We start from the raw sequence: 18,516 nt of genomic DNA, 5'->3' as shown, positions 1-18,516 counted from the left end.
TTACGTGAGGACTTTAATGGACGACAACAAGAAGAAAGCCTTGGCTGCGGCCCTGGGTCAGATCGAACGTCAATTCGGCAAGGGTGCCGTAATGCGTATGGGCGATCACGACCGTCAGGCGATCCCGGCTATTTCCACTGGCTCTCTGGGTCTGGACATCGCGCTCGGCATTGGCGGCCTGCCAAAAGGCCGTATCGTTGAAATCTACGGTCCTGAATCTTCCGGTAAAACCACCCTGACCCTGTCGGTGATTGCCCAGGCACAAAAAATGGGCGCTACCTGTGCGTTCGTCGATGCCGAGCACGCCCTGGATCCTGAATACGCCGGCAAGCTGGGCGTCAACGTTGACGACCTGCTGGTTTCGCAACCGGACACCGGTGAGCAAGCGCTGGAAATCACTGACATGCTGGTGCGCTCCAATGCCATCGACGTGATCGTGGTCGACTCCGTGGCAGCCCTGGTACCCAAGGCTGAAATCGAAGGCGAAATGGGCGACATGCACGTGGGCCTGCAAGCCCGCCTGATGTCCCAGGCCCTGCGTAAAATCACCGGTAACATCAAGAACGCCAACTGCCTGGTGATCTTCATCAACCAGATCCGGATGAAGATCGGCGTGATGTTCGGCAGCCCGGAAACCACCACCGGTGGTAACGCGCTGAAGTTCTACGCTTCGGTCCGTCTGGACATCCGCCGTACCGGCGCGGTGAAGGAAGGTGACGAGGTTGTGGGTAGCGAAACCCGCGTTAAAGTCGTGAAGAACAAGGTGGCTCCGCCGTTCCGTCAGGCCGAGTTCCAGATTCTCTACGGCAAGGGTATCTACCTGAACGGCGAGATGATCGACTTGGGCGTGCTGCACGGTTTCGTTGAGAAGTCCGGTGCCTGGTATGCCTACAACGGCAGCAAGATCGGCCAGGGCAAGGCCAACTCGGCCAAGTTCCTTGCGGATAACCCGGATGTTGCCGCTACGCTCGAGAAGCAGATCCGCGACAAGCTGCTGACCCCGGCACCTGACGTCAAGGCTGCCGCAAACCGCGAGCCGGTTGAAGAAGTGGAAGAAGTCGACACTGACATCTGAAGCAAACGATGAGTGTTGTCCTCGATACACCCGTCGCCGTAAGGCGCACTGCAATGGACCTGCTCGCACGGCGCGAGCACGGTCGAGTCGAGCTGACGCGTAAGCTGCGTCAGCGCGGCGCAGATCCCGAGATGATCGACGCAGCCCTTGACCGTTTGACGGAAGAAGGACTGCTGTCGGAATCCCGTTACCTCGAAAGTTTTGTCTCCTACCGAGCCCGATCCGGCTATGGCCCTGCGCGAATTCGTGAAGAGCTGAGCCAGCGCGGCCTGCAACGTGCTGATATCGAACTCGCTTTGCGTGAGTCGGGCATCAACTGGCAGGCGCAATTGGAAGATACCTGGCGGCGCAAGTTTGCCGGTCATCTGCCGATTGATGCGCGGGAGCGGGCGAAGCAAGGTCGCTTCCTGAGTTATCGCGGTTTTTCGATGGAGATGATCAGCCGCTTGTTGAGCGGTAAGGATCTGTATGACTAAGCCAACTGAGCGCTTGGTCCAGGCCATATAGAGATCATATGTGGGAGCTGTCGAGCCTTGGCGAGGCTGCGATGGGATCGCCTCGGTGTACCTGAGAGCCCGCAGCGCCTGCATCGCAGCCTCGCCAAGGCTCGACAGCTCCCACACTAAATGTGTGTGGCTTGTTCAGGCACAGTTAAAACAAAAAGGCCCGCTATGAAAATAGCGGGCCTTTTTGCGTTTCAGGGGCAGATCACGCCGTCTCCGTCACCCGCTGCTGCGTTTTTCCCTGGGCCTGGGCCCAGTTCTCCGGCAAGTTGATGTAATCCACCAACTCACGCAACCGTCCCTGATCGCGCCCGTTGAAGTTGAACACCAGCCGCGTCAGATGGCTGAAGCTTGGCTCATCATGCTCTTCACCGGTGTAGGCGATTTGTTGGAAGTCGCCACTCAGTCGCAGGCTGGCAAACGCTTCTTGCAGGTGAGCCAGTGCACGGTCACTCAACGGATGATGCATGCGAATCACAAACTGGCGCTTGAGCCAGCGAGTGGAGTGGAAGTTGGCATAGAACTGATTGATCTCCTCTACTGCCTCTTCAGCGCTGTACACCAGGCGTACCAGCTTGAGGTCGGTGGGCAGGATGTAGCGATTGGCCTCCAGCTGGCTGCGGATAAAGTCCAGGGCGCCTTGCCAGAAGCTGCCGCCGGGTGCATCCAGCAGCACCACCGGAACCAGCGGGCTTTTGCCGGTCTGGATCAGGGTCAACACTTCCAGCGCTTCATCCAGGGTGCCAAAACCGCCCGGACACAAGATCAAGGCGTCGGCTTCCTTGACGAAGAACAGCTTGCGGGTAAAGAAGAAGTGGAAGGACAGCAGGTTCTCGGTGCCATCGATGGTCGGGTTGGCATGCTGTTCAAAGGGCAGGGTGATGTTGAACCCCAGGCTGTGTTGCAGGCCGGCACCTTCGTGGGCCGCCGCCATGATGCCGCCGCCACCGCCGGTGATCACCATCAGGTCCGAGCGTGCCAGCACCGCGCCCACTTCCCGGGCCAATGCGTACAGCGGGCTTTCCACCGGCGTGCGCGCCGAGCCGAACACCGTGACTTTGCGTCGCCCCTTGAACTGTTCGAGCACGCGGAAGGCGTGGTCCAGTTCGCGGATTGCTTGCAGGGTGATCTTGGCGTTCCAGCGGCTGCGGTCGTCCTGGGCCATGCGCAATACGGTGAAGATCATGTCGCGATAAAGGGGAATATTCGGGCTGTTGGGCGCAATCAGGTGGAGTTGCGCGTCGACCTGCTGCGTGAGGTCGGTGCCGTTTTCTTGAAATTGGCGGATCAGGAGTTCATTCGGTTCGTAAGGCATTCAACTTCTCCTTCTTCACAGAACCCTGGGTGCCGGCGAGAAATTCGTCGGGACCACGACACTGCATGTGTCGTTGCCTCTGATTAACGAGGTGGGCGAAACCGGTTCTGTATGTTCCTTATGTTTAAAAACCTTTGCACTGCACGCACAGGAGGGCAACCCTCTTTTGCCCTGAAAATGTTACAAAACGGTGTGAAAACCCGCTGTTTCAGGCTTTCGGGATGAATTGATCATGAGCCTATAAAGTCTTGGCTGGCAACCGCTTATTGATCACTTGTGAGGGAGTTTAGACGCTGCCGCGAGCGGGCAAGGGCGGATGGTTCAGAGGGGCATTTTGCGCGCCGCTGGTCAGCGGCGCGCGAAAGGAGGCATCGCTTACTTTTTCTTCTTCGCCGCAGCCGGAGCCGGGCAATCCGCTTCCTGGAATTTCACTGAGGCCACTGGGCGGTTGGTTTTGTTCTCGGTAATCTCGTAACGCATGATCGCGCCCTTGGCCATCAGCTCGCGATAGCCCTTGTTCAGGCACACGCTTTGCCCCAGCTGGAAATACACAGCCTTGGGATTGGCGCGCATTTGCTCGGCGCGATCAGGCTGTACGCTGAGATGATCGATCAGTTGCAAACCTTCGACGGTGTAGGCCACTTCCAGGGTCTTGTCGTCGATTTCCCGGGGCAGGTCCTTGTTGCTTTCCTCTGCGACGCTTTGCAGCTTCCTGTTCAGTTGAGCCTCCAGCAGCGAGGCCGCTTGGGCGCCCAGAGGCAAGACCAGCGCCAGGGCGACGGACGGAACTACAACACGCGACATAAGACGCAGCATGAAACTCTCCTGATTCGGTTACTGGTGCATAGACCAGCCACTGCGCTATGCGTTCAGTGGCGCGGGATTATAGGTGAGGGCTTGCCACTACGGCCAGTGTATTGCCGGGAAGTGCAGGTGGGCGCAGGCGCCTCTGGTAAACTGCGGCAACTTTTGCCTTGCCGAGTTCTATTCGTGTCGATTTCCACTTTCCTGCGGCGCACCCGATGAGCCATGCCGTCTCCCGTTTGCGCACCCAGCGCCTGGCCCGCGCCGTAAAGCCTTTTGTGGCACGGGGTTCACGCGCCGAGCGCTGCCCAGGTTGTCGGGTAATTCCCGAGTATTGCCTGTGTGCCTGGCGGCCCAAGGTCCAGGCCAAATCCGCCATGTGCCTGCTGATGCATGACGTAGAACCGATGAAGCCCAGCAACACCGGCTGGCTGATTGCCGATGTGATCAACGACACCACCGCGTTCCCCTGGTCACGAACTGAGGTTGAACCGGAGTTGCTGACCTTGCTGGCCGACCCGCAATGGCAGCCTTACATCGTGTTTCCCGGCGAATTCGTCGCGCCGGAGCGGGTGGTCAATCAGGTCCGGCTGGAGGAGGGCAAGCGCCCGCTGTTCATTCTGCTGGACGGTACCTGGAGTGAAGCACGCAAGATGTTCCGCAAGAGCCCCTACCTGGAGCACTTGCCGGTGCTGAGCCTGGCCCCGGAGCAGCTGTCGCGCTACAAGCTGCGCCGCTCCAAGCGTGATGATCATTTCTGCACCGCCGAAGTCGCGGCCCTGTGCCTGGAGCTCGCTGACGATCAGGCGGCCAGCGAAGTGCTGGACGCCTATCTGGACGTGTTCAGCACCCATTACCTGGCCGCTAAATTTCAGTTGGCGCTGGACCCGGCCGACATCGTCCATACTCGCCTTGCACCTTATCTATAGGGGTCATGGCCAGCCGACCTTTGCATGATGGCCGCACAAACCTGCAGCCCGCTAAAATGGCCGCGGGCGTAGCGCTTGACCACCCAGGCTGCGCTGGGCATGCTTGGCGCCGATTGGGGCGCTGTCACAGATTGGATACGTCGTGTTTTGACGTTGAGCGCGCCCTTTGGTGACTGCTTGCCTGGCAGCCACCTTGCGCGTTGGCGAGCACTGAACCCATCAGTGCCCCCTAAAAAACAGGATCATTTAATAAATGGCCACATACGAAATCCTGATTGCCGATGACCACCCGCTGTTTCGCAGCGCGCTGCACCAGGCGGTCACGCTGGGCCTGGGGCCGGATGTACGCCTCGTCGAAGTCGCCAGCATTGCCGAGCTGGAAACCCGCCTCACCGAAAAATCCGACTGGGATCTGGTCCTGCTGGACCTGAACATGCCCGGTGCCTACGGTTTTTCCGGGCTGGTGCTGCTGCGCGGGCAATACCCGCAGATTCCTGTGGTGATGGTCTCGGCCCAGGAGGAAGCGTCGGTGGTGGTGCGCTCCAAGGAGTTCGGTGCCAGCGGTTTCATTCCCAAGTCCAGCTCCATGGAAGACATCCAGAAAGCCGTGCGTACGGTGCTGGACGGCGACGTCTCCTGGCCGCCGCAAGCCTTTGAAGAGATCAATGTCTCCGACGAAGCCAAGGCCGCCCGTGATGGCCTGGCCAGCCTGACGCCCCAGCAGTTCCGGGTGTTGACCATGGTCTGCGAAGGCCTGCTCAACAAGCAGATTGCCTATGAGCTGAGCGTGTCGGAAGCGACCATCAAGGCCCATGTCACGGCGATCTTCCGCAAGCTGGGTGTACGCACGCGAACCCAGGCAGCGCTACTCTTGCAACAACTTGAGTCAATTTCGCAGCATTAAGACGCTGTTCATTCACGTTTTTTTGACTTTGCCTGCTCTAGTTTCCCCACATCTTTTTGCTCAGTTGCCTACTCTATGTCGCCTTTCAAAGGTCAAACCGGTATCAAACGTATCTTCAACGCGGGGGGATATTCCCTGGATGGCCTGCGTGCGGCTTTCACCGGCGAGGCGGCGTTTCGTCAGTTGGTGCTGCTCAACGTCATCCTGATCCCGCTGAGTTTCTTCCTCAACGTCAGCCGGGTGGAGCGCGCGTTGCTGATTGCCGTGTGCCTGTTGGCGTTGATCGTCGAGTTGCTCAACTCGGCCGTCGAAGCGGCGATCGACCGGATTTCCCTGGACCTGCACCCCTTGTCGAAAAACGCCAAGGACATGGGCAGCGCGGCCCAGTTTGTCGCGCTGACCATCATTACCCTGGTGTGGGCCGTCATCCTGATCTAGGCGATGGTCGGCAGCACGATCTCGTCGCTGCGTTGCACACCGGCGGTAAAGGAACGGCACAGTTCCAGGAACTCGCGCATGGCCGAGGTCTGGTACTTCTGCTTGTGCCAGATGAAGTAGAACTGCCGGGCCAGGTCCAGGTCCGGGGTTTCCACCGGCACCAGGCTGCCGCGCCGGAAGGCGTCGCGCAGCGCCAGCCGGGAAATGCAGCCAATCCCCAATCCGGATTCCACAGCCCGCTTGATCGCCTCGGTGTGTTCCAGCTCCAGGCGGATATTCAGCGCGCTGCGGTGATGCCGCATGGCCTGGTCAAAGGTCAGGCGCGTACCGGAGCCTTGTTCCCGCAGGATCCACGCCTCATGGGTCAGCTCCTCCATGGTGGCCTGGCCGCGCTTGGCCAAGTGATGCTGGGGCGCGCAGAACACCACCAGTTCATCCTCCACCCAGGTTTGCACCTCGATGTCCGGGTGGCTGCAGTCGCCTTCGATTAGACCCAGATCAATTTCGTAGTGCGCCACCTGATGCACGATATGCGCAGTGTTCTGCACATGCAGCTTCACCTGGCTCTCGGGATGCTGCTGCATGAAGCTGCCGATCAGCAGCGTGGCCAGGTAGTTGCCGATGGTCAGCGTGGCGCCCACCGCCAGGGAGCCGAAGCCCGACTTGCCGTTGAGCAGGTCCTCGATCTCCTTGGCCTGGTCCAGCAGCGCCACGGCCTGGGGCAATAGCTGATGACCGAGGGCGTTGAGGCTCAGGCGTTTACCGGCGCGGTCGAATAATTGGCAGCTGGATTGACGCTCCAGCTCGGTGATCGAGGTGCTGGCGGCGGATTGAGATAAGGCCAGAAGGCCAGCAGCGCGCGAGACGCTTTCCTGCTGGGCGACGGCGACGAAGACTTGCAGTTGACGTAGAGTAAATCGCATATCGATATAACCGATAACCCTTATCTTAATAATCCAGTTAACAGATATTGTCGCCGCCATTAGAATGCTGTGCAATTGCGCATCCAACATTTGGCGCAGACCCATTTCCAGGAGTCCCCCGTACATGAGCAACATGAACCACGAGCGTGTCCTCAGTGTTCATCACTGGAACGACACTCTGTTCAGCTTCAAGTGCACCCGCGATCCGGGCCTGCGCTTCGAGAACGGTCAGTTCGTGATGATCGGCCTGCAACAGCCCAACGGCCGCCCGCTCATGCGCGCTTACTCCATTGCCAGCCCGAACTGGGAAGAGCATCTGGAGTTCTTCAGCATCAAGGTGCCGGATGGCCCGCTGACTTCCCAGTTGCAGCACTTGAAGGAAGGCGACGAGATCATCATCAGCAAAAAACCGACGGGCACCCTGGTGCTTGACGATTTGAAGCCTGGCAAGCATTTGTACCTGCTCAGCACCGGCACCGGCCTCGCGCCCTTCATGAGCGTGATCCAGGACCCTGAAACCTACGAGCGTTTCGAAAAAGTGATCCTGTGCCACGGCGTGCGTTACGTCAACGAAGTCGCCTACCGCGAATTCATCACCGAGCACCTGCCGCAGAACGAGTTCTTCGGCGAGGCCCTGCGTGACAAGTTGATCTACTACCCGACCGTCACCCGCGAGCCGTTCGAAAACGAAGGCCGCCTGACCGACCTGATGCGCAGCGGCAAGCTGTTCAGCGACATCGGCCTGCCGCCGATCAATCCTGAAGACGACCGCGCCATGCTGTGCGGCAGCCCAAGCATGCTGGACGAGACCAGCGAAGTGCTGAACAGCTTCGGCCTGAAGGTTTCCCCGCGGATGCGTGAGCCGGGTGACTACTTGATCGAGCGTGCGTTCGTCGAGAAATAAGGGCGACGCAAAAAAATGTGGGAGCGGGCTTGCTCGCGAAGGCGGTGTAACAGTCATCAGATGTATTGACTGATCCACCGCCTTCGCGAGCAAGCCCGCTCCCACATTTGTTTCCGGTTTATCCAGCCGACACGACTTCCAGCACACAAATCATCCCCGCCTCGGGATAGTGCCACCGCACATCCACATCCCAGAACTGCGCCCCGTATTCCCGCTCCGGCCCCGGCGTCTGGTATGCCGGCCGTGGATCCTGCGCCAGGCACTGCTCGATCAATGCCACCAATGGCTCGCCAAGGCGCTGAGCGTGGCCTTCTGCCTGTTGCAGTGCCGTCTTCAGCCACTGCACAGGAATCAGCGCTGGCGCGGCGCTGGCGATGCTGTTGCTCGCGGTGTCAACGATGTCTGCGTACGGCACGTACGGCTTGATGTCGAGAATCGGTGTGCCGTCCAGCAGGTCGATGCCGGATATCCACAAGCGGCCGTCCTCCACCTTGTCCAGCTTGACCACCGACTGCCCGATACCGTTGGGCCGGTGTGTCGCGCGGGTGGCAAACACGCCCATGGACTTGTTGCCGCCCAACCGCGGCGGGCGCACTTTCAGCCTTGGCTTGTCTTCCAGCGCCTGGTGAAACAGGAACAGCAACCACACATGGCTGACCTGTTCCAAACCCTGCACCGCCTCACCCTGGTCGAACGGCGCCACCAGCTCCAGCACGCCCCGGGCGGCAGGCGCCAGTTGGGGCTGGCGCGGGATGGCGAATTTCTCCTTGAAACAGGAGCGGACAAAGCCGATGGGTGAGACGCTGTAGTTCACGGGCTTAGGCGCGAACGCGCAGGGTCAGGCCCTTGAGGAAGTTGCGCAGCAGCTGGTCACCGCAGGTGCGGTAGTTGGTGTGGCCGAACTTGCGGAACAGCGCGCTCAGCTCAGGCTTGGACACCGGGAACTCGGAGGCCTTGAGGATCGCGTGCATGTCGTCTTCCTTCAGTTCGAAGGCCACCCGCAGTTTCTTCAGGACGATGTTGTTGGTCACCGGCAGTTCGATCGGCTGTGGCGGACGGCTTTCGTCCTTGCCGCGCTTGAAGATCACCAGGCCGTCGAGGAAATGCGCCATGACTTCGTCCGGGCAGAACACGAAGCCTTCTTCCTCGTCTTTCTTGAGATAGGTCAGCAGGTCGTCCTTGGTGACTTCCATGCCGCCGAGCTTGGTGATCTCGACCATCTTGTTGTCGCTGATGTCGAGCATGTAGCGCACGCTGCGCAGTACGTCGTTGTGAATCATGTGGGCAATCCTGGTCATTCAACTGTGGACACCGCCCAGGCAGGCGGTATCGAGAGATTCGGCGGCGAAAAAAGTCTTAGAACTTTTCTTTGCCGGACAGATAGCGCCATTGGCCCACCGGCACTTTGCCGATGGACACTCCGCCGATGCGGATGCGTCGAATGGCGACGACTTTCAGGCCGACGGCTTCGCAGAACAAGGCAATCACACCCGGTTGCGGGTTTTTCAGCGCAAAGCGCAGGCGGTTCTCGTTCTGCCAACTGGCTTTCACCGCCGGCAATTCCTTACCTTTGTAGGTCAGGCCGTGGTTGAGGCGGTTCAGGCCGTGGGCGACCATGTCGCCGGACACCTCCACCACGTATTCCTGTTCGATCTTGTTCGCGTCAGCGGTCAGCTTGCGCAAGATCTTCCAGTCCTGGGTGAACACCAGCAGGCCGCTGGCCTTGGCTTGCAGGTCGCTGCTGGCGGTCAGGCGCAGGAAGTGGCCTTTGAGCGGGCGCTTGCTGAAGCGGTGTTCTTCCGACAGGGTCTCGGCGTTGATCGACGCCATGGCCGTCTCGGCGTCCACGCCGGCGGGGGCGTGGAACAGGATGGTCACTGGCTCCGGCGCGGTGGCCTTGGCTTCAGGGTCGAGCTCGACCTTTTGGGTAGTGACCTTGAACTGCGGCTCGTCGATCACTTCGCCGTCCACCGTGACCCAGCCGCCTTCGATGAACAGCTCAGCCTCCCGACGGGAGCAACCGACCAGTTCGATGAGGCGTTTGGAGAGGCGTAGGGGTTCAGTCATGACAAGGGCCGAAACAAAAGGGGGCGGCTATTGTACCTGTGTGGCGCCGGTTAATCCCGGCTCCATTTTGGCGCTGTGGCTTTTTGTGGGAGCTGGCTTGCCTGCGATGGCATCGCCTCGGTGTATCTGGCATACCGGGGGAGCCGCATCGCAGGCAAGCCAGCTCCCACATTTGATCCTTGTTGTGTCAGCCGCTGCGAGCTTGTTGTACCTGTTTAAGGCGCATGTGCAGCAACGGATAAGGCTGGCCCATGCCGTCGTGCTCCGTGCGTCCGATCACCTCGAAGCCCTGCTTGAAGTAGAAACCCAGGGCCTGCGGGTTCTGTTCGTTGACGTCCAGTTGGTCGGCATTCATCGACTCGATGGTATAGCGCAGCAACTGCCGCCCCAGGCCCTGGCCACGGTGTGCTGGGTCGATGAACAGCATCTCGACCTTGCCCGCCGCCACTCCGGCAAACCCGGTGATGCGCTGGCGTGAGTCCTTGGTGCAGATCAGCATCACCGCGTCGAGGTAGCGGGTCAGCACCAGGGTTTTCAGCAACTCGATGTAACTGTCCGGCAGGAAGTCATGGGTGGCCCGCACCGATGCCTCCCAGATACGGGTCAGTTCCTGATAGTCGCTGGATTTGGGTGTATGGATAACCGAATGCTGACGCATGCCCGCTGCCCCTTGCCGATGATTGGCGCCGATGGGCAAAACGATAGACCTAAAAAAGCCCCGCATCTTGTCCAGAGGCAGGGCTTTTTCAATTCTTTACATCTTATGCACGCTTTTCAGCCCACAGGTCGTACTCGTCGGCGTCGGTCACGGTGCACCAGACCTTGTCGCCCGGCTTCAAGCCGCTGGCATCGTCGATGAACACGTTACCGTCGATTTCCGGCGCATCGAAGAAGCAACGGCCAACAGCGCCTTGCTCGTCGACTTCGTCGATCAGTACTTCGATCTCGCGGCCGACGCGCAGTTGCAGGCGCGCCGAGCTGATGGCCTGCTGGTGGGCCATGAAGCGCTCCCAACGGTCCTGCTTGACGTCGTCCGCAACGATGGCGGCGTCCAGCAGGTTGGCCGGAGCACCTTCCACCGGCGAGTACTGGAAGCAGCCGACGCGGTCCAGTTGGGCCTCGGTCAGCCAGTCCAGCAGGTACTGGAAATCTTCTTCGGTTTCGCCCGGGAAGCCGACGATGAAGGTGGAACGGATGATCAGGTCCGGGCAGATCTCGCGCCAGTTCTTGATGCGCGCCAGGGTTTTGTCTTCGAAAGCCGGACGTTTCATGGCCTTGAGGATTTTCGGGCTGGCGTGCTGGAACGGGATGTCCAGGTACGGCAGGATCTTGCCGGCGGCCATCAGCGGGATCAGCTCGTCAACGTGCGGGTACGGGTAAACGTAGTGCAGGCGCACCCAGACGCCGAGGCTGCTCAGGGCTTCGCAGAGTTCGGTCATGCGGGTTTTCACCGGCGCGCCGTTCCAGAAACCGGTGCGGTATTTCACGTCGACGCCGTAGGCGCTGGTATCCTGGGAGATCACCAGCAGCTCTTTCACGCCGGATTTGACCAGGCGCTGGGCCTCGTCAAGGACGTCGCCCACCGGGCGGCTCACCAGCTTGCCGCGCATCGAGGGGATGATGCAGAAGCTGCAGCTGTGGTTGCAGCCTTCGGAAATCTTCAGGTAGGCGTAGTGGCGCGGCGTCAGCTTGATGCCTTGTGGCGGCACCAGGTCGATCAGCGGGTTGTGGTCCTGGCGCGGCGGCACCACATCGTGCACGGCATTGACCACTTGCTCGTACTGCTGCGGGCCGGTCACGGCCAGCACGCTCGGGTGCACGTTGCGGATAGCGCCTTCTTCCACGCCCATGCAGCCGGTGACGATCACCTTGCCGTTTTCCTTGATGGCTTCGCCGATCACTTCCAGGGACTCGGCCTTGGCCGAGTCGATGAAGCCGCAGGTGTTGACCACCACCACGTCCGCGTCCTGGTAGGTGGACACGACGTCATAACCTTCCATGCGCAGTTGCGTAAGGATGCGTTCGGAGTCGACCAGAGCCTTTGGGCAACCCAGGGATACAAAGCCGACCTTGGGGTTGGCTTTTGCGATGGTGGTGGACATGTCTAACCTCGGTATTGAATGACGCCGCCAGTCGTGCACGAAAGGCTGCGGATGGGCACTTGGTGTGCCTCTGATCAAAAAGTGCGCAATTCTAGCGACGGGAATCGCTCTTGACCAGCTTTATGCAGGGAAATACGACGAGTGCTGCGCTATGCTTCGCGCCGTTGCACCTGAGTGAATTTCCTCGGTCAATAAATCGTCTGTAACGAGAAGTAAAACAGCGCATGCTGTGCACAGCATAGGCGCCCGCAGCAGGCGCGCTGTTTATAAAAGACCGCAGGTCAAAGGGCAGGAGTGGTTGATGGGTCAGGCAAGTAGTCAGGCAGCAGGTGCCGAGCAGTCCAACGCAAAGCCGATCGGCATGCTGGTGGCGGCAGTGGGGGTGGTTTACGGCGATATCGGTACCAGCCCGCTCTACACCCTTAAAGAGGTGTTTACCGGCGGCTATGGGGTTCAGGTCAACCATGACGGTGTGCTGGGGATCCTGGCGCTGATCTTCTGGTCGCTGATCTGGGTGGTATCGATCAAATACATGCTGTTCGTGCTGCGCGCCGATAACCAGGGCGAAGGCGGCATCATGGCCTTGACCGCGTTGGCGCGACGGGCGGCGGGTGAGCGCAAGCGATTGCGCAGTTTCCTGGTGGTCTGTGGCCTGTGCGGCGCAGCGCTGTTCTACGGCGACAGCATGATCACCCCGGCGATTTCCGTGTTATCAGCGGTTGAAGGCCTGGAGCTGGCATTCGATGGCCTGGAAAAGTGGGTCGTGCCGATTGCTCTGGTCGTGCTGGTGGCCCTGTTCCTGATCCAGAAACACGGCACCGATCGCATCGGCAAGTTATTCGGGCCGGTGATGGTGACCTGGTTCCTGGTGCTGGGCGGCCTCGGCGCCTACGGCATCACCCAGCATCCGGAAGTACTCAACGCCATGAACCCGATGTGGGGCGTGCGTTTCTTCGAGGCTCACCCGGGCATTGGCGTGGCCATCCTTGGCGCGGTGGTGCTGGCGTTGACCGGTGCCGAGGCGCTGTACGCCGACATGGGCCACTTCGGCCGCAAACCCATCGCCCGCGCCTGGTTCATTCTGGTGTTGCCGGCGCTGGTGCTCAATTATTTCGGCCAGGGTGCCCTGCTGCTTGGCGATCCTGAAGCCGCGCGCAACCCGTTCTACCTGCTGGCGCCGAGTTGGGCGCTGATCCCGTTGGTGGTGTTGTCCACGCTGGCCACGGTGATCGCGTCCCAGGCGGTCATCTCCGGCGCGTTTTCCCTGACCCGCCAGGCTATCCAGCTGGGTTACATCCCGCGCATGCATATCCAGCACACCTCCAGTGCCGAACAGGGCCAGATCTACATCGGCGCGGTGAACTGGTCGCTGATGGTCGGCGTGATCCTGCTGGTGCTGGGTTTCGAGTCCTCCAACGCACTGGCATCGGCCTATGGCGTAGCGGTGACCGGCACCATGTTGATGACCACTATCCTGGTGTCGGCGGTGATGCTGCTGCTGTGGAAATGGCCACCGATCTTTGCAGTGCCGGTCCTGGTCTGCTGCCTGTTGGTGGACGGGCTGTACTTCGCGGCCAACGTGCCGAAGATCGTCCAGGGCGGCGCCTTCCCGGTACTTGCGGGGATTGTGCTGTTTGTGCTGATGACGACATGGAAGCGTGGCAAGCAACTGTTGGTGGACCGCCTCGACGAGGGGGGGCTGCCGTTGCCGATCTTTATCAGCAGTATCCGCGTGCAGCCGCCTCACCGCGTGCAGGGCACTGCGGTATTCCTCACCGCGCGGCCCGACGCCGTGCCCCATGCACTGCTGCACAACCTGCTGCATAACCAGGTATTGCACGAGCAAGTGGTGCTGTTGACCGTGGTCTACGAGGACATTCCGCGGGTGCCTGTCGCCCGCCGCTTCGAGGTGGATGCCTACGGCGAAGGCTTCTTCCGGGTGATCCTGCATTTCGGCTTTACCGACGAGCCGGACGTGCCCGAGGCGCTGAAGCTGTGCCATCTGGATGACCTGGACTTCAGCCCGATGCGCACCACCTACTTCCTCAGCCGTGAAACCGTGATCGCTTCCCGCATCAAGGGCATGGCGCGCTGGCGCGAAGGCTTGTTCGCCTTCATGCTCAAGAATGCCAACGGCAACCTGCGCTTCTTCAAGCTGCCGGTTAACCGGGTAATCGAGCTGGGCACCCAGGTAGAAATGTAAGCCCTGGCCGCGTCCCCCCGTAGCCGCTGTCGAGCCTTGGCGAGGCTGCGAGGGGCGCGACCCGGTCCAGAGGTCTGACCGTGAAGCGGTGGTGCTGCCGACGCAGCCTCGCCGGGGCTCGACAGCTGCTACGAGCAATCAACAAAAAGCCCCCGGTGCCTTGCGGCAGCGGGGGCTTTTTTGTGGGCGCTTATTCGGCCTTGGGGGTGCCTTGACGCTTATTGATGATGTCCACCAGGCGCTGGGCCAGCGCCGGGTAATTCTCGTCGAAGTGATGGCCGCCAGGCAGCTTCACGGCTTCGCCGACAGCGGTCTTGTCGGTGCAGCCACTCTCGTCGACTTCTTCGGCACCGTAGATGCACACCACCTTGTCGGCCGGCAGCTTGGCCATTTCCGGGCCGGTGGCGGCTTCTTTGCCGGCGTTGCCCAACCAGCCTTCCACTTCGATTTCGAAGCTGCCGGTGCGGGCAAAGGCCAGCAGGATGATTGCGTCTACACGCTGCTGCTCGTTTTCCGGCAGGCGGTTGTAGATGGCCGGCAACACATCGGCGCCGAACGAGTAACCGGTCAGCACGAAGCGCTTGGTGCCCCACTTCTGCCGGTAGTGTTGCATCAGCTCGGTGAGGTCCTTGGCGCTTTGTTCCGGGGTCTTGTGCTGCCAGTAGTAGCGCAGGGTGTCGATGCCGACCACCGGGTAGCCGATCTTGGCCATTTCCCCGGCTACGTCGCGGTCCAGATCACGCCAGCCGCCGTCACCGGAGAGGAACAGGGTGACCGTGTCCTTGGCCTGGCCCGCAGGTACTTCGACCACCGGGATCGCCAGGCCGCCGTTGTCCGAACCTACCAGCTGTTTGCGCAGTTCGTTGTTCAGCACTTGCGGGTAGTGAACGTCGTAGTCGCTGATGCTGGTGGTGGCACGCGGTGTATCGCGTACGAAACTGGCGGCATCGTCGTCAGGGTTGTCGTTCCAGGCTACCAGCCAGCTGCCGTGGGCCGAGGTTTTCGGCAGCGGGTCATTGCAGCCTGGCTGTGCGATTGCGAAGCCGACGGAGATGGCGTTGGCCTTGTCGTCGTTCTGTGCGGCCAGCCAGCGCCAGGCCAGGGATGCGCCAGGGCCGATGCCGCTGACCAGGGTCGCCGGGCCGGCAAGCTGGCCCAGGGCGGTTTGCAGGGCTTGTTCCTGCAGCTTGCAGTCGTCCTTGGGCAGGATCACCTGGACGATCTGCGCCGCGCCGCCTTGGCTCAGGGCGATCAGTTGGCTGTCGGTCAGGGTTTCGTCGGCCAGTACGGCCACGGCCACGCGGGCCTTCGGGGTAGTGCCGGGGGTTACCCGCGTCATGACCGAGCCATCGGCCTGGGGCAATTGCTCCAGGGTGGGCTGCGGGGCAGGGCGGTTCCAGTACCAATAGCCGCCACCCAGGACCAGGGCGAGCAGCACTACAAAGGCCAATACATACCGCCAGGAGCGTCGAATCATCAGCGTTTCACCAATCCAGTCAAGCCGCCCGCAATCAGGGCGGCGGTATCGGCCAGTGCCACCAGCGGATCAAGTCCTGCGGGCACGGCCATGTAACGGGGTTCCCAGTCAGGCTGGAACTTGTCTTTGAAGCGGCGCAAGCCTTGGAAGTTATACAGTTGCTCGCCACGGCGGAACACCATCGAGCCCAGGCGTTGGGTCAGCGGGGCGCCACGTCGTGGTTGCAGGCCCGACAACGGCACCATGCCGAGGCTGAAGCGGGCGTAGCCATGGTTCTTATAATGTTGAATCAGGCCGACCATCATGAATTCCATGGTCAACTTCGGCGCGTCCGGGTGCGCACGCATCAGGTCGAGACTGGCCAGGTCATGGCTGTAGGTCTCAAGCAGGTTCGCAAACGCTACCGGGCGCCCTTCGAAGCGAATGATCGCAATACGAAAGTGCTTGAGGTAGTCGTCGCTGAATCGTCCGAGGGAAAAGCCCTTTTCCCGCACGTTCTTGCCGGTCAGCCACGCGTCGGAGATGACTTTCAGCTCCTCCATCGGGGCCTGGCCGGCTTCGTGGATCTCCAGGGACAGGCCGTCACGGGTCCCGCGGTTCCAGGTGTAGCGCAGGTCCTTCATCTCTTTGCCCTTGGCTTCCAGGTCAAAGCGTTTCAAGTCGACCCGGGCTTCTTCGCCCAGTTTGATCGCGGTCAGGCCGATGTCCATGTAGTACGGCAGGTTCTCTGCCCGCACCTGGTAGAACACCGGGCGCGCATGGTGAATGTCGCACAGGTCACGGAACTGCCAGATCATCTCGGCCCGTTGCAGGGTCGGGCCGATCGGGTCATACAAGGCCACCAGGCTGCGACCGCGACGCGCGTACATCAGGAACGCTTCGTCGTTGGGGTGAAACAGCAGGGCCTTGTCGCCGGTCAGGGCCAGGCCGCCGTCGGGTTGCGCCGAGTTCATCAGGATCTTGGTGGCGCGTTCCAGTTCGTCGGGTGTTGGCAGGTGGATGATCGGGCGCGCGGTGCGCAGCAGCCAGGTCAGCGAGACCACCACCAATACCACGGCAGCGCCCAGCAGCGAGCGCAGGCCACGTGGGGCGTTGGCGTCGAGGGTGAACTGCCACCACAGCTGATGGCTGTAGGGCACGTCCTGGTAGGCGAACAACAGCAGCCAGATCGACGCACCGAGCACGCACACGCTCGCCACCAGGTACAGCGGCGAGAATGGCAGTTCAGTCAGGCGGCTGGCGCGGTAGAACGAGCGCCGGAAGATCGCCAGCAGCACCGCCGTCATGGTCATCAGGCTGGCTTCTTCCCAGTCGAAACCCTTGAGCAGCGAGAGCAGGGCGCCGGTCAGCAGCAGCACCATGGTCAGCATCCACGCGGCGGACAACCGGCGACGCAGTCCTTGTGCCAGCAACAGGCAGAGCACGCCGATCAGGCTGGCACCAAAGTGCGAAGCGTCAATCAGGCGATGAGGAATCAGGAAGCCGATGTTTTCCAGGCGTGAGTCGATTTCCGGGGTTGCGCCGGAAAACAGCAGGACCACGCCGGACAAAAAAACCAGTACGGCCAGGATCGGTGCGGCCAGGCCCGAGGCCGCCCGCAGGCTTTGCTGCGTCTGGAACAGGCGCTGGGCTTCATTGATCAGCAGGAACACACAGGCGATCAACAGCGGCAGCACCACGTAGATCATCCGGTACAGCAGCAAGGCGGCCGCCAGTGGCGCAGCGCCAAGCTTGTCGGCAAAGGCCGCCAGCAGGATCGCTTCGAATACCCCGACACCGCCCGGCACATGGCTGAGCACACCCGCGGCCAGGGCCAGCAGGTACACCAGCAGGAACGGGCCGAAGGGCGGCGCTTCCGGCAGCAGCAGATAAAGCACGGTGGCGGCAGCGGCGACGTCGAGGGCGGTGATGATCAGTTGCAGGAAGGTCAGGCGACGGCCTGGCAGGCGCAGGGTGCGGCGCCCGGCCTTGACCAGCAGGTTGTCCGGATACGGTTGTTCCGGCAGGCGACGACGGTAGATGCCGATGCACAGTGCTGCGGTCAACAACAGTACAGCGCCTGCGATACCGCCGAGCAGGCTCGCCGGCAAATGCAGTGCGTTGGAGGCGGCGGGCAGGTTGCTCAGGGTGGCCAGGGCTGCCAGTGGTGGCAGGGCGCAACCCAGGGCGAGGCTGGCAAACACGGTCATGCGGGCCACTTCCGAGGCGCCGACGCCATACCGTGCATATAAACGGTAGCGCACCGAGCCGCCCGAGAGCATCGACAGGCCAATGGCGTTGCCGATGGCGAATGCGGTAAAGCCGCCGTAGGCCAGGGTCTTGGCCGGCAGTTTCACCCCGGCATAGCGGGCGCCGGAAAACTCATAGCCCAGCAAAATGATAAAGCCTGCGACCGCGGCACCGAATGCGCCCAGCAGTGCAGGTTTCGGCACTTCCAGGATCGAATCGTGGAGCGCGTACAAGTCCAGCTCAAGCAGCAGGTGGCGACAGGCAATAAGGGCGATTGCGAACAGCAACAACGTGACGGCCAGCCCGATGGGTTGGCGGTATTTGCTCAACAGATCCAGCCAGCGCAAACGGGTGGGAGTGATCGGTTGTGTCGCTGTGACAGTGTCTTGTGGTTCAGACGAGTTGGCGCGCATCAATCACCTCGTGGATTGTGCGCGACAGGATGGAGGTATCCAGCCAAGTTACCAATCCCTATGGACAAAATAATTACAAATATTAACGCGTATCGCGAAGTGCAGCGACAGCGCCCATTGGTCGTAGAAGGACAGTGCTTGAAGACTTAGCATAGCTTGCAATGAGATGGACTCTACAAACCGTGTACGGTTTCATGAAAGATGCCATGCCATTGTTTCAAAAGGACTTT

The 18,516-nt window shown here is 60.9% G+C and carries 17 protein-coding genes; 7 read left to right on the top strand and 10 right to left on the bottom strand.

Translation table 11 applies throughout. The features are described from left to right. The first annotated feature begins 16 nt into the window (after positions 1–16). Both recA and recX read left to right on the top strand, forming a co-directional pair. Positions 17–1,075 carry a recombinase RecA gene (gene recA / locus HX875_RS25365; protein WP_003208645.1) on the top strand — a complete coding sequence of 353 codons (1,059 nt, stop codon included), beginning with the start codon at positions 17–19 and terminating at the stop codon, positions 1,073–1,075. 8 nt (positions 1,076–1,083) lie between these two features. Then, positions 1,084–1,551 (top strand): recombination regulator RecX, encoded by a 468-nt coding sequence (gene recX, locus HX875_RS25360; protein ID WP_177046811.1) that lies wholly within the window; start codon positions 1,084–1,086, stop codon positions 1,549–1,551. A 232-nt stretch (positions 1,552–1,783) separates the two neighbouring features. Here the strand turns inward: recX and HX875_RS25355 are convergent, their stop codons facing one another. Further along, positions 1,784–2,893: a TIGR00730 family Rossman fold protein gene (locus HX875_RS25355; RefSeq protein ID WP_177046809.1), complete on the bottom strand. Its 1,110-nt coding sequence runs from the start codon at positions 2,891–2,893 to the stop codon at positions 1,784–1,786. A gap of 375 nt (positions 2,894–3,268) precedes the next feature. After that, positions 3,269–3,709: a PA3611 family quorum-sensing-regulated virulence factor gene (locus HX875_RS25350; protein ID WP_177046807.1), complete on the bottom strand. Its 441-nt coding sequence runs from the start codon at positions 3,707–3,709 to the stop codon at positions 3,269–3,271. 206 nt (positions 3,710–3,915) lie between these two features. Here HX875_RS25350 and HX875_RS25345 point away from each other — a divergent pair, with 206 nt between their 5' ends. The 3 genes from HX875_RS25345 to HX875_RS25335 all read left to right on the top strand — a co-directional run bounded on the left by HX875_RS25345 (position 3,916) and on the right by HX875_RS25335 (position 5,968). Then, positions 3,916–4,626 (top strand): tRNA-uridine aminocarboxypropyltransferase, encoded by a 711-nt coding sequence (locus HX875_RS25345; RefSeq protein WP_177046805.1) that lies wholly within the window; start codon positions 3,916–3,918, stop codon positions 4,624–4,626. Between the two features lie 253 nt (positions 4,627–4,879). Beyond that, a complete protein-coding gene (erdR, locus tag HX875_RS25340) occupies positions 4,880–5,530 on the top strand; it encodes a response regulator transcription factor ErdR (RefSeq protein ID WP_003208636.1) in 651 nt (216 codons plus the stop codon). Between the two features lie 75 nt (positions 5,531–5,605). Then, positions 5,606–5,968: a diacylglycerol kinase gene (locus tag HX875_RS25335; RefSeq protein ID WP_177046803.1), complete on the top strand. Its 363-nt coding sequence runs from the start codon at positions 5,606–5,608 to the stop codon at positions 5,966–5,968. Here HX875_RS25335 and HX875_RS25330 read toward each other — a convergent pair. Next, positions 5,965–6,891 carry a LysR family transcriptional regulator gene (locus HX875_RS25330; protein ID WP_003208633.1) on the bottom strand — a complete coding sequence of 309 codons (927 nt, stop codon included), beginning with the start codon at positions 6,889–6,891 and terminating at the stop codon, positions 5,965–5,967. The two genes, HX875_RS25335 and HX875_RS25330, sit on opposite strands and share 4 nt — an antisense overlap. Before the next feature lie 124 nt (positions 6,892–7,015). Here HX875_RS25330 and fpr point away from each other — a divergent pair, with 124 nt between their 5' ends. Continuing rightward, entirely contained in the window at positions 7,016–7,795 is a 780-nt protein-coding gene (gene fpr, locus HX875_RS25325) for a ferredoxin-NADP reductase (RefSeq protein WP_003189055.1), read from the top strand. A 118-nt stretch (positions 7,796–7,913) separates the two neighbouring features. On the opposite strand, the gene tsaA is transcribed toward fpr, so the two are convergent. The 5 genes from tsaA to rimO all read right to left on the bottom strand — a co-directional run bounded on the left by tsaA (position 7,914) and on the right by rimO (position 11,964). Next, positions 7,914–8,609 (bottom strand): tRNA (N6-threonylcarbamoyladenosine(37)-N6)-methyltransferase TrmO, encoded by a 696-nt coding sequence (gene tsaA, locus HX875_RS25320; RefSeq protein WP_177046801.1) that lies wholly within the window; start codon positions 8,607–8,609, stop codon positions 7,914–7,916. Positions 8,610–8,613: 4 nt separating this feature from the next. Beyond that, positions 8,614–9,075 (bottom strand): DUF1456 family protein, encoded by a 462-nt coding sequence (locus HX875_RS25315; RefSeq protein WP_010170047.1) that lies wholly within the window; start codon positions 9,073–9,075, stop codon positions 8,614–8,616. Positions 9,076–9,151: 76 nt separating this feature from the next. Continuing rightward, positions 9,152–9,862, bottom strand: a complete 711-nt coding sequence (locus tag HX875_RS25310; RefSeq protein WP_003208627.1) for an rRNA pseudouridine synthase — start codon at positions 9,860–9,862, stop codon at positions 9,152–9,154. Between the two features lie 187 nt (positions 9,863–10,049). Then, a complete protein-coding gene (locus HX875_RS25305; protein WP_177046799.1) occupies positions 10,050–10,520 on the bottom strand; it encodes a GNAT family N-acetyltransferase in 471 nt (156 codons plus the stop codon). Positions 10,521–10,623: 103 nt separating this feature from the next. After that, on the bottom strand, positions 10,624–11,964 hold the full coding sequence (gene rimO, locus HX875_RS25300; protein ID WP_218171121.1) for a 30S ribosomal protein S12 methylthiotransferase RimO: 1,341 nt from the start codon (positions 11,962–11,964) through the stop codon (positions 10,624–10,626). Positions 11,965–12,265: 301 nt separating this feature from the next. Here rimO and HX875_RS25295 point away from each other — a divergent pair, with 301 nt between their 5' ends. Continuing rightward, positions 12,266–14,167, top strand: a complete 1,902-nt coding sequence (locus tag HX875_RS25295) for a potassium transporter Kup (RefSeq protein ID WP_177046797.1) — start codon at positions 12,266–12,268, stop codon at positions 14,165–14,167. A 190-nt stretch (positions 14,168–14,357) separates the two neighbouring features. On the opposite strand, the gene HX875_RS25290 is transcribed toward HX875_RS25295, so the two are convergent. Both HX875_RS25290 and mprF read right to left on the bottom strand, forming a co-directional pair. Next, a complete protein-coding gene (locus tag HX875_RS25290; protein WP_177046795.1) occupies positions 14,358–15,644 on the bottom strand; it encodes a virulence factor family protein in 1,287 nt (428 codons plus the stop codon). Continuing rightward, positions 15,644–18,286 carry a bifunctional lysylphosphatidylglycerol flippase/synthetase MprF gene (gene mprF / locus HX875_RS25285; protein ID WP_177046793.1) on the bottom strand — a complete coding sequence of 881 codons (2,643 nt, stop codon included), beginning with the start codon at positions 18,284–18,286 and terminating at the stop codon, positions 15,644–15,646. Before mprF ends, HX875_RS25290 begins: the two co-directional genes overlap by 1 nt. Between the last annotated feature and the right edge of the window lie 230 nt (positions 18,287–18,516).

Origin of the sequence: Pseudomonas yamanorum, assembly GCF_013386765.1 — a bacterium.
GTDB classification, from domain to species: domain Bacteria; phylum Pseudomonadota; class Gammaproteobacteria; order Pseudomonadales; family Pseudomonadaceae; genus Aquipseudomonas; species Aquipseudomonas yamanorum_A.
The sequence above is the reverse complement of the archived record's forward strand: the minus strand, read 5'-3'. Positions and strand labels throughout refer to the sequence as shown.